Below are 11895 nucleotides of genomic sequence, written 5' to 3' on the forward strand. Positions count from 1 at the left end.
GTTCGGAACAGGACGACTCTGGATCATCATCTGACTCATTATCATCACTCTGACACTCGTTTTCGTTATCATCACCGTTGGTATCAGTTGGCTTGGTGTTGGGCTTTATGTCAGGCTTTGGGTTTAGTTTCTTCAGTCGGGTGATTTCATTTTCCAGAATAGTTATCCGTTCCCGCTGTTGAGCAATTTGCTCCTGCTGTTGAATAATCTCCTCCTGCTGCTGAGCAATAAATGCCAGCAGTTTTTCAGCAGAGAAGTTATTAGTAAGAGAGATATTCATGAGTTTAAAAGATAGACTTTAGACGCTCCGTTTTCCTCAAAAAATTAGTTTTTGAGCACATACAAAAAGATGTTTGAAAATCTCTTAGACATAAGCCGCAGGGATAGAGCGAATACCTGATAACAAACAGATGCGCCAGAAAGGAGCCAATAAAAGAAAGCGTAAAAATCAGACTAAAGTCAAAAAAAGGCGCATACTTGCGCCTTTTTTTTCAATTCACCGTTCAGCGTTTACTGAAACATAGCACTGATCGATTCAGCATTGCTGATACGACGCACAGATTCAGCCAGTAAAGGTGACATATCCAGCTGACGAATCTTATCCAGCGCCTGAGCAGCAGGGCTTAGAGGAATAGTATTTGTCACCACCAGCTCATCCAGCTCTGAATTCACAATATTCTCAAGCGCACGGCCAGACAGAATAGGGTGCGTACAGTAAGCGTAAACCGCCTTGGCACCTTTGTTTTTCAAAGCCGCTGCCGCCTGACAAAGCGTACCGGCGGTGTCCACCATATCGTCCACCAGAATACAGGTACGACCAGAAACATCACCGATGATGTTCATGACTTCACTTTTGTTCGCTTCCGGGCGACGTTTATCGATAATCGCCAGGTCAGAGTTCAGACGTTTGGCCACTGCACGAGCACGAACCACACCGCCATGGTCCGGAGATACCACCATCACATCGCTGTAATTACGACGCTCAATATCGTCCAACAGGATTGGGGAACCGTAGACGTTATCCACCGGAATATCGAAAAAGCCCTGAATCTGATCCGCATGGAGATCCACAGTCAAAACACGGTCAATACCCACACTGGCGATCATATCCGCAACCACTTTGGCGCTGATGGCCACACGACTGGAGCGAGGGCGACGATCCTGGCGGGCGTAACCGAAGTAAGGCAGCACTGCCGTTACTCGAACCGCAGAAGAGCGACGCATAGCGTCAGCCATCACCAGTAACTCCATCAAGTTATCGTTCGTTGGCGCACAGGTGGATTGGATGATAAACACATCACGACCACGAACGTTTTCCTGAATTTCTACGGCACATTCGCCATCACTAAAGCGGCCAACATAGGCCTTGCCAAGCGGGATATGCAGGTGATTGACAACTTTTTGAACCAGATCCGGATTGGAGTTGCCGGCAAACACCATCATTTTCGACACGGGAAATCACCTTGGTTGGGTATTGGGCGGAGGTGGAAATATCGACTGGAATAGGGAAATCCAGACAATTTGAAGTCTGGACAGACCGCATCAGCGGGAACTGAGCGATCACAGCGCTTTGAAAAAGCGACTGTATGAATATGGCTGGGGTGGAGGGATTCGAACCCCCGCATGTCAGGATCAAAACCTGATGCCTTACCGCTTGGCGACACCCCAGTAAATATTGTTCTCAATCCGTGCACAGTTCTGGCCGACTTATCGTAATAAATAGACTTAGTTAACAGCTGCAATCATCAAACGTTAACGGCATAGCCTGCGTTTTCCAAAGCACTGTAGAGCGGTGAGCAATTCATGCCACGCGCCACAAAACTGCGTACTTTTGACAGCCCCGCTGCAGCCTCTCTGGACGAGAGCGCCACTTGAGCCGCCAATGCCTGTTCACGACTGGCAAACCGAGCAAACACAGATGCTCCCGAGCCACTCATAACAGCCTGTCCAATGCTGGAATCTGCGAGATTATCCAACAGCGAGATGGTTTTATCAACCTCAGGGTAGAGCGATCGAACCAGAGGCTGAAAATCATTTCGACCCTCCTGCTCAAGAGCGGCGGCAACTTTAATGGGGGAGGAATCTCTTGTCAATTCCTGATGGCCAAACATCGCCGCGGTGTTCACATGAACATCTGGAACAGCGACCAAAAACCAGTCTTCCGATGGTAAAACCGGCGTAAGTATTTCACCAACGCCTTCCGCAAACGCACTAAAACCACGAACAAATACTGGAACATCTGCCCCAAGCTTTAACCCAAAGTCAGCCAGCTGATTCACAGATAAGTTTAAATTCCAAAGAACGTTCAGTGCCAGAAGCGTAGTAGCGGCATTGGAACTGCCACCACCCAAACCACCGCCCATGGGCATTTGTTTATCCAGAGCGATTCGGACCCCTTTCTGACAACCGGTTTGCTGTTGCAACAACCGGGCAGCCTTGACGATCAGATTATCTTCCGGAGCAACCCCGATAAGTTCTGTAGTGAGTTCGACATCAGAATCACTGAGGGTAAACGTCAGTTCATCACCGATATCCAGAAATTGAAAAAGGGTTTGAAGGTTATGATAACCGTCCGCTCTTTTGCCCGTAATATAGAGAAACAGGTTTAGTTTGGCAGGGGCGGGTAACGTCAGCTCTGTCAGCATCAAAAAAATTCCATGCTTCAATTAGATCACTAAAGAGACCATTGGTTGATCAAGAGGTTGAGTCTTACCACTTTATTGGAAACGGTCAACCTGGTCGGCAACAACAGCGAGCCCGAAGGCTTATATTGCTGATAGACAATGACCCAGCCCGCTTGTTCAATCTTTTCGGGATAGCCCTGATTATTCAGAGTCAGCTTAGACGCCACCCCCTGAACAGGAAGCCCTTTGATCCAACGCCTGAGATAACTGACCGGAAACTGCCAGCCGGTCATGGAATAAAGCAACATTTCTGGAGAGGAACCCACCATCGTATCTTCTGATGCCGTCACCGAGACTTGATTCTGATCACCGGAAATAGCCGCAATGGCGGCACCGAAAGGACCATCCAGATAAATTTGATACTGAGCTTCCTGCTGACTCCAATCGACAGATAAGGTGCCCGACTGCTTGGGTACCTTCAGATTCAGCCGCCCGCTCATCTGCCAGGTTTTCAGTGCAGCTAACTGCTGTTCATGACCCTGCCAGAGCTGATGTCTCGCCTCATCAGACAGCTGAACACCCTGATCAACAGATCGGGATGCGCATCCGGTAAGCAGAAGCAAAAACAGAACCCGAAATAGGTTCTGCATAAAAAAAGAAAAAATAACCCGCACTTTTCCAGGCACTTACATATATTCCTATCTACTTCCTGATCGTACTCACCGTCTCAGACGGCTCCGCTAAAGGACCGCCAATCAAACGATCCACGGTTTCCTGTAATATCACACTATCAGGACTGTCATTCAAAGCCTCTGCAAACAACTGACGAGCGGCCTCGCGATCCCCTTTTGCCCACAACACTTCACCAAGATGCGCTGCCACTTCTGCATCCTTGAAGCGCTCGTAAGCCATTTTCAGGTATTTCTCTGCCTGCTCATAGTTACCCAGACGAAACTGAACCCAGCCCATGCTGTCCATGATGGCGGGATCTTCACCGTTTAGCGCAAAGGCCTGTGAGATTAACGCCTCAGCTTCTTCCAGGCGATCGGTTCGGTCTGCCAGAGTGTATCCGAGCGCATTCATCGCTGCTGCATTATCGGGTTCTATGCGCAAAATCTCACGCAAATCTTTTTCCAAGCCACCAAGATCATCCATTTTCTCAAAAGCCATGGCTCTGGAGTACAGAAGATTGGTGGACTCAGGGTTGGTTTTCAACCCTCTCTCAAACAACTCAAGCGCTTTCTCTAACTGGCGATCGCTTACCAGCAGTTCACCCTCAAGCAAAAACAGCGCTTCTATTTTGGCAGGATTTCTCTTTCTTGCCCTATCAATCACACCACGAGCTTCTTCCAGCTGCCCTTGCTCAACCAGCATTTGAGTGACGGCTATCTGGGCTGCCATAAATTCCTTGCTGGGGTCTACGGAGGCGTAATAACTTCTGGCCGCCTGATACTTTTCCTGTTTTTCGCTCAGGCGCCCAAGGTAATAGTTCGCCGTACTGCTGCGCTGACCAAGAGCCAACAGCTGCTGAAAATACAACTCAGCATCCTGATCCATATTATTTTCAAGGGTGATCAACGCAAGGGACAGCAGAATATCACTGTCATCCGGTGCCTGACGCTGAAGAATTTCAAACTGCGCCCGAGCCTCAACCAGCTTATCCTGTTGCACCAATATTCTGCCGTACAACAATCTCAAGCGGCCATTATCACTATTACGCTCAAGCGCACTGACCAGTAATTTTTCTGCTTCATCATTTCTGTTCAGCTGACTGAGTGCTCTGCCCTTAACCATAATGACTGGTGTATCATTACGGTTTTTTATCAACAACTTATCAGACAGCGTCAACGCTTGCTCATAGTCACCGATTTGATGAAACAGAATGGCTCGCCCAAGCATGAGCTCGCGATTTTTGGAATACTGTCCCTGCAAGCCATTCAACTGATCAATCAAAGCGCGACGGCGGCCATCAGCGGACGCACCATCCAGACCACTCGCACCTCGAGCTAACATATCAAAGGCAGCACGTCCGCCCAGCTCCAGCACCTTTTGCATTTGCTGAAAAGATTGCTCCAGCTGCCCTGCGTAGACTAATTCAAGGGATAAACTGCTGATTGCTTCGAGACTGCTTGGCTGCAACTCAGACCACAACTGAACAGAATCAAGCGCAGCCTGCCTCGCCCCCACATAAACCGCTATTTGATAAGCACGTTGCACAACACCCGCATCTCTGGTGTTATGAGCCTGCTTTAAATAATTACCCAACGCCAGATCATAACGCTTACGATGGCCTCCCACTTCAGCCACCAGCAAGTCGTAAAGCGTTTCGGCATCAAAAGGTATCACCGGCTGATCATCCTCAGCAGCAGCCATAGCGCGTGTAGACTGGCCTGATTTGGTATTGAAGAATCCATTTTCGCTCAAGAATTCCTGACTGGCACACCCAGTCAGAAGCACAACAAAAGATAGAGCAGCCCAACGCCCACCTTTCAGAAGAATGTATTTAGCGGCATTCAATATGGTCATGGGTGATGCGCCCTGTTCCCTGTCAAGTTAACTGATGAAGCTTTCATCGAAAGGCCACTACGGAACTTATGATAAAAAAGCAACAAAGAGAGTTTGCAGTTGCAAGCTTTCCATTGCAGAATTGATCGGCCAAAACACCTGCCAATCCAGCAAGCGCTGATAAGTTTCATAAGATTCTTTTGCATGTATCTTGTGTGCATCTCATATAAAGAGTCACTTGAGACGGAATCCGCTCTCTGGATTAATGGTACAAAAGGGCTATTACAGCCTGAACAGGATTTGCAACACACTATACCCAAAGGATTTCAAGTTGCTACGCGGCGGCAAGTAAGCGAAGCTCCGTGAGCCTACAATGAGTAGGTGATCGGTGTGAGCGAACGCGGCCAACAAAGTAGCAACTTGAAAGGCGACGGGTATATAAAGCAGTCAGGTAACAGTACAGTAACTGGCCTGTGGCATTTTCAAATTTATATTTCAAACTTATAGATGCTCTGTACGCACTATGTCGCATCTATGGTAGCAGTGAATCAGAACAGCAACAGAGGTCTGATGGGGTATTTTACCGCTGGCATTAATCACAGGACAGCACCAATTACGCTGAGGGAACAGGTTGCCTTTTCTACCGACAAGCTAGCTGATGCCCTGCAGGACGCCAGACAATACACGGGCATTGATGAAATTGCCATTCTGTCGACCTGTAACCGAACAGAAATTTACTGTGCCACTTTGCATCACGATGAAAGCAGCATTCAGGATTGCTATCAGCAAATTATTCACTGGCTGACTCGCTATCACAGCATAGAGAGCCACCAGACCGGCAGCCAGCACCTAATCGAACACTCTTATTTCTTCCACGACCGGGAAGCGGTGAAGCACCTAATGCGTGTTGCCTGCGGGTTGGACTCCATGGTTTTGGGGGAGCCCCAGATTCTGGGTCAGCTGAAAACTGCTTACGCCAGTGCTCAAGAGGCAGGTACCGCAGGCTCAGGCTTGAACCGACTGTTTCAGCACGGTTTCACCACCGCTAAACAGATTCGAACTGAAACCGCTATTAACCAGCAACCCGTGTCAGTAGCCTACGCCGCTACCCGGTTGGCAAAGCAGATTTTCGCCGACTTAAGTCAGAACACGGCCTTACTGATCGGTGCCGGTGAGACCATCGAACTGACAGCCCGCCACCTTTGCCAACAAGGTGTTTCCAATATCATTGTGGCCAACCGCACCATTGAGCGAGCAAAACGCCTGACAGATATGTTTGGCGGCAAACCGGTATTACTGTCCGACCTGCCCCAGGTACTTCATGAAAGCGATATCGTCATCAGCTCCACCGCCAGCCCGGTGCCGGTGCTCGGCAAAGGCGCTATTGAACGGGCATTGAAGCAACGCAAGCATCGGCCTATGTTTATGGTGGATATTGCAGTGCCCCGGGACATCGAACCAGAAGTCAGCGAACTCTCCGATGTATTCCTCTATACCGTTGATGATTTGCAGGATGTTATTGAAGACAACCTGCAACAGCGCAAAGATGCCGCCCAACAGGCAGAACGCATGATCGAAGCGGACGCCTTCGAATTTATGACCCGCCTGCGGGCGCTGGATGCGGTACACTTGCTGAAACAGTATCGCCAGAACACCGAGCATCTGCGGGATCAAGAACTGGAAAAAGCCATGCAATGGCTGGCCAAAGGCGCAAACCCTGAAGAGGTTCTACAGCAATTCGCCCGCGCCATGACCAATAAAATGATGCATCACCCCAGTGTTCAACTAAAGCTGGCAGCCGCATCCGGTCAACATGAAAAGTTGCAGTGGGCCGAAAAACTTCTGGGTTTGGAAACCGACCCGACAACGTCTACTCAGGACGCTTAAAAGCGTTCTGTTCAACTGTTTTTTTTGCTGATTCATCAATTGAAAGTGAAATGAAAGAATCCATTCTCTATAAGCTCGAAAACCTCAGCGACCGCTTTGAAGAGCTGTCTGCCCTGCTCAGCGATGCCAGCGTCATCAGCAATCAGGACCAGTTCCGCAAACTGTCCCAGGAATACGCTGAACTGGAACCGGTAGTCAAAGCCTACAAAGAGTATGCGCAGCTCATCAGCGACAAGAAAGAAGCCGAAGCCATGATGGTCGAAGGCGATCCGGACATGGCGGAACTGGCAGAAGAAGAACTGCAAAGCTGTAACGAAAGACTGCCCGAGATGGAAAGCAATCTCGAAGTTCTGTTGCTGCCAAAAGACCCAAGAGACGGCTTGAACACCTTCCTGGAAATCCGTGCCGGTACCGGCGGTGATGAAGCGGCTATTTTTGCTGGCGACCTGTTCCGAATGTATTCCAAATACGCAGAAAAGCGTGGCTGGCGTATTGAAGTCATCAGCACCAACGATGGCGATCACGGCGGCTATAAAGAAATCATCACCCGGGTGATTGGCAGTGATGTATACGGCCGCATGAAATTCGAATCCGGCGCACACCGTGTGCAACGAGTGCCTGAAACGGAATCTCAAGGCCGAATTCACACCTCCGCCTGCACCGTGGCCGTTATGCCGGAGCCTGATGAACAGGCCGCCATTGATATTCGCAAGGAAGATTTGCGCATCGACACCTTCCGTTCCTCTGGTGCCGGTGGTCAGCACGTCAACACCACGGACTCTGCGATTCGTATCACCCACATTCCCACCGGAACCGTGGTTGAGTGCCAGGACGAACGCTCTCAACACAAAAACAAAGCCAAAGCCATGAGCTGGCTGGCGGCGAAACTTCAGGACGCCCAGGACAGCGCCGCCGCAAAAGAACTCAGCGCTACCCGGAAAAGCCTTGTGGGCAGCGGTGATCGTTCCGAACGCATCCGCACCTACAACTACCCGCAGGGTCGTGTGACGGATCACCGCATCAATCTGACGCTCTACAAGCTGCCAGAAATCGTTGAAGGTGAGTTGGACCCGGTGATCGACCCACTGCTTCAGGAACATCAGACTGAACAGCTGGCCAGTCTGGCGGCAGGCGAATAATCATTGAACGATTCAAAACGGGTTCGCCGCATTGATCAAGTTCTGGCAGAAGCATCCCGCATGCTTTCTGCCAGCGACACACCCAGACTGGATGCAGAGTTACTTCTTTCTCACATTCTGGATAAACCCCGCACCTACTTTTTCACTTGGCCTGAAGCCGAACTGAGCGACGAACAACTCTCCAGCTTTAACGTTTTATTGAAAAAACGAAGAAATGGAACACCTGTCGCTTACCTCACCGGTTACCGGGAATTCTGGAGCCTGCAGCTAAAAGTCACAGACGCGACGTTAATTCCAAGACCCGACACAGAGCTTCTCGTTGAACTGGCACTTGCCCAGCAACTTCCTATCCGCCAAGCAAATATTGCTGATCTTGGCACCGGCACCGGCGCCATCGCTCTGGCATTAGCAAAAGAACAAACCGATTGGCAAGTAACTGCAGTCGACAAAAGCCCTGAAGCTCTGGCGGTTGCCAAAGAGAACGCCATCAGCAATGATGTTCAGAACGTACAATTTAACGAAGGTGACTGGTGCTCAACGCTCGCAGCAGACTCACTGGATATGATTGTCAGCAATCCGCCGTATATCCGCAGCGATGACCCACACCTGCAACAAGGCGATGCTCGCTTTGAGCCAATGTCTGCTCTTGCTTCCGGCGAAGACGGGCTGACAGATATTCGAACCATTGCCAGAGATGCTTTCAATACCCTGAAATATGAAGGCATGTTATTAATAGAGCATGGTTACGATCAGGGAGAAGCCGTACGATCCATTCTCCTGGAGGCAGGCTATTCAGCCGTGAGAACCGAACAGGATCTCGCTGGGCATGAACGCGTCACACTGGCACAAAAACTCATGCACTAACGGCAAATTGGCGATAGTCATAGTGAACCCGGAAACGGTAAGGGAAGTGGCATTGGAAAACATACCACCGTTCGCACTGAGCTTGTCGAAGTGCGGTGCAACCATCCTTCGACAGGCTCAGGATGAACGGATTACTTGGTATTTTTCTAACTGCCCCCACCCTAAGTATTTACCCTTAATACAAAGCAAGGTTCAGTCAATATAAACTGAGCGCCATTTTTGCCCGCAGCGCCTATTAACAATATACCGGTGCAGCACCGCACACACGCGGAAATGGATATGGGGCAACTGGCAACCGCCGGTTCGCTTAAGGCACTTGGAGACAACATGCTTGCCAGACGAATTCACAATTTTTTACAGCAGGATTACGCCATCGGCGTACTGCTCTTTATTGCCTCAGCATTGGCAATGGTGGCGGCTAACTCTTTCTTTGCCACCTGGTACGACGCCCTGCTCAACACCCCCGTTCGCTTTATGGTGGGTCCGCTGGACATCCACAAACCCCTATTACTTTGGATTAACGATGGCTTAATGGCGATCTTCTTCCTGCTGATTGGACTGGAAGTTAAACAGGAAATTATAGAAGGCGAGCTCAGCTCCCCTGCCCAGGTGATTCTGCCCGGTATTGGCGCCATCGGCGGCATGGCGATTCCCGCGCTGTTCTACGTTGCCTTTAACTATGCTGACCCGATAGCCCTGAAAGGCTGGGCTATTCCTGCAGCGACGGATATTGCCTTTGCCGTCGGCATTCTCGCCCTCCTTGGTAAGCGAGTTCCCGCGTCTCTAATGACCTTTTTGCTGGCTCTGGCCATTATTGATGACCTAGGAGCCATCATTATTATTGCCCTGTTCTATACAGAAGACCTTTCACTGATATCCATGGGCATTGGTGCAGTACTGCTGGCAGTGCTGGCCATCTTCAATTATCGCGGCGTCACACGGCTATCACCTTATTTGATTGTTGGCACACTGCTTTGGATCTGCGTATTAAAGTCCGGCGTGCACGCTACACTGGCTGGCGTATTGCTGGCCTTTACCATCCCTTTGAAAGCCGTTGACCAACGTGGACGTTCACCTCTAAAGAAGCTGCAACACGATCTGCACAGCAAGGTGAATTACATCATCCTCCCGGTCTTTGCCTTTGCCAATGCCGGATTGGAACTGAACGCACAGCAGATTCAAAGTCTGTTTACGCCGATCCCCATGGGCATCGTCGCCGGCTTGTTCCTGGGCAAGCAAATTGGTGTATTCAGCTTCTGCTGGCTGGCGGTGAAATCTGGCATGGCTAAATTGCCAACCGGCGCTGGCTGGATTCAAATGTATGGCCTGTCCATCCTCTGCGGCATCGGCTTTACCATGAGCCTGTTTATCAGCTCTCTGGCGTTTGAAAATGTGGACATCAGCTACATGATTTCAGATCGGATTGGCGTACTGGCAGGCTCTATTCTATCCGCCATCTTTGGCTTCGCCGTTCTTCATTGGGCTGGGCGTAAAAACGTCTAAGCCATATGCAACACTGACTCTAAAACGAGTCAGTGTTGTCTGCAAATAAAAGCGCCTTTTCCCTCAGAGCTGTTAAACTCGCTTACCGAATAAACAATAACGCACTCAAAAGAAACAATGGCATTTACGCCAACTATATAGAACTGATATAGAACTAATTGTGGAACTGATTCGCCCATGAAAAAAAGAGGCATTCTGCTGGTTAACCTAGGGTCACCGAACAGTACATCCGTTGAAGATGTGCGCAGTTACCTTGATGAATTTCTGATGGACAAGCACGTCATCGACCTTCCCTGGCTGATTCGCCGGGCACTACTCAGCCTTTTTATTCTACCGACCCGCCCGGCAAAATCGGCTGAAGCGTATCAGGCTATTTGGACTGACGCCGGATCACCACTGATAGTGAACAGCGAAAAGTCCGCAGAACTTCTGCGACAGAAAACCACCCACCCCGTTGAGCTGGCCATGCGTTATGGCAAGCCTGATATGTCTGCGGCACTGCAAAAACTGGCCAACGAACCGGACATTGAAGAAATCCTGCTCTTCCCACTTTATCCGCACTACGCCATGTCGTCGGTAAAAACAGTGATCGAAAGAGCACAAAGCCTGGTAAAAGAATTAAACATCACCATTCCGCTCAACGTGCATCCTGTGTTTTATGACCATGATGAGTACATTGATGCGCTGGTAACCAGTGCAGCGCCCTGGCTGGAAACAGACTACGATCATCTGGTATTCAGCTACCACGGCGTGCCTGAAAGGCACATCCTGAAAGATGACCCAACCGGCAGCCACTGCCTGAAAGACAAAAGCTGCTGCCAGAAGACATCTGTCGCTCACAAAACCTGTTACCGTCATCAGGTTTACCAGACCACTGACGCCTTTGTGAAAAAAGCAGGCATTCCCGTTGATAAATTCAGTGTAGGCTTCCAATCCCGTCTGGGCAGAGCCAAGTGGCTGGAACCCAACACATTGGATGTCCTTAAACAGCTGGCTGAACAGGGTGCGAAAAGGGTACTGGTGATCTGCCCATCTTTTGTGTCTGACTGCTTGGAAACTCTGGAAGAAATTGGCATCGGCGCCAAAGAAGAATTTATTGAAGCCGGCGGCGAATCCCTGGAGCTGATCCCCTGCCTGAATGATCATCCTGCATGGATTAACTTGCTCCACTCGTGGGTCGAAAGACAGGGCGGAGGCATCGGATGCACTATAGTTTAATTTCTAATCCTACTCATGACATCCAAGCTTTTAGATAGAGTCTTATCAGGTTATTTAATCTGTATTTCTCCCGAGATTGCCAAAATGAAACCAATATATGGAATTTTCACACACAAGCTGACTGCCTTATACAAAGCTTGGATCTTACAACGCTC

General features: G+C 49.7%; 10 protein-coding genes and 1 tRNA gene. 5 read left to right on the forward strand and 6 right to left on the reverse strand.

The features are described from left to right. The 6 genes from AKL11_RS25685 to AKL11_RS14500 all read right to left on the reverse strand — a co-directional run. Nucleotides 1-280 (reverse strand): hypothetical protein (locus tag AKL11_RS25685; protein ID WP_436404678.1); only part of this gene is annotated, 280 nt, incomplete at its 3' end. Nucleotides 281-510: 230 nt separating this feature from the next. After that, nucleotides 511-1452: a ribose-phosphate pyrophosphokinase gene (locus AKL11_RS14480; protein WP_067518703.1), complete on the reverse strand. Its 942-nt coding sequence runs from the start codon at nt 1450-1452 to the stop codon at nt 511-513. Between the two features lie 141 nt (nt 1453-1593). Then, nucleotides 1594-1668, reverse strand: a tRNA-Gln gene (locus AKL11_RS14485). 77 nt (nt 1669-1745) lie between these two features. Continuing rightward, nucleotides 1746-2645: a 4-(cytidine 5'-diphospho)-2-C-methyl-D-erythritol kinase gene (gene ispE / locus AKL11_RS14490; RefSeq protein ID WP_067518704.1), complete on the reverse strand. Its 900-nt coding sequence runs from the start codon at nt 2643-2645 to the stop codon at nt 1746-1748. A 29-nt stretch (nt 2646-2674) separates the two neighbouring features. Next, nucleotides 2675-3310 (reverse strand): lipoprotein insertase outer membrane protein LolB, encoded by a 636-nt coding sequence (gene lolB, locus AKL11_RS14495; protein WP_067518705.1) that lies wholly within the window; start codon nt 3308-3310, stop codon nt 2675-2677. Nucleotides 3311-3326: 16 nt separating this feature from the next. Next, nucleotides 3327-5150 (reverse strand): tetratricopeptide repeat protein, encoded by a 1824-nt coding sequence (locus AKL11_RS14500; protein WP_067518708.1) that lies wholly within the window; start codon nt 5148-5150, stop codon nt 3327-3329. A 549-nt stretch (nt 5151-5699) separates the two neighbouring features. Between AKL11_RS14500 and hemA the strand changes: the two genes are divergently transcribed. The 5 genes from hemA (at nt 5700) to hemH (ending at nt 11740) form a co-directional block, all read left to right on the forward strand. Further along, nucleotides 5700-7016: a glutamyl-tRNA reductase gene (gene hemA / locus AKL11_RS14505; protein ID WP_067519681.1), complete on the forward strand. Its 1317-nt coding sequence runs from the start codon at nt 5700-5702 to the stop codon at nt 7014-7016. 50 nt (nt 7017-7066) lie between these two features. Then, entirely contained in the window at nt 7067-8155 is a 1089-nt protein-coding gene (gene prfA / locus AKL11_RS14510) for a peptide chain release factor 1 (RefSeq protein ID WP_067518709.1), read from the forward strand. Between the two features lie 3 nt (nt 8156-8158). Beyond that, the gene (prmC, locus tag AKL11_RS14515) at nt 8159-9019 is read left to right on the forward strand and encodes a peptide chain release factor N(5)-glutamine methyltransferase (protein ID WP_281180364.1); all 861 of its coding nucleotides are present in this window, start codon (nt 8159-8161) and stop codon (nt 9017-9019) included. A gap of 279 nt (nt 9020-9298) precedes the next feature. Then, a complete protein-coding gene (nhaA, locus tag AKL11_RS14520) occupies nt 9299-10522 on the forward strand; it encodes a Na+/H+ antiporter NhaA (protein WP_253705211.1) in 1224 nt (407 codons plus the stop codon). A gap of 177 nt (nt 10523-10699) precedes the next feature. Further along, nucleotides 10700-11740, forward strand: a complete 1041-nt coding sequence (gene hemH, locus AKL11_RS14525) for a ferrochelatase (RefSeq protein ID WP_067518710.1) — start codon at nt 10700-10702, stop codon at nt 11738-11740. Nucleotides 11741-11895: the final 155 nt, after the last annotated feature.

Origin of the sequence: Endozoicomonas ascidiicola, assembly GCF_001646945.1 — a bacterium.
GTDB lineage: Bacteria > Pseudomonadota > Gammaproteobacteria > Pseudomonadales > Endozoicomonadaceae > Endozoicomonas > Endozoicomonas ascidiicola.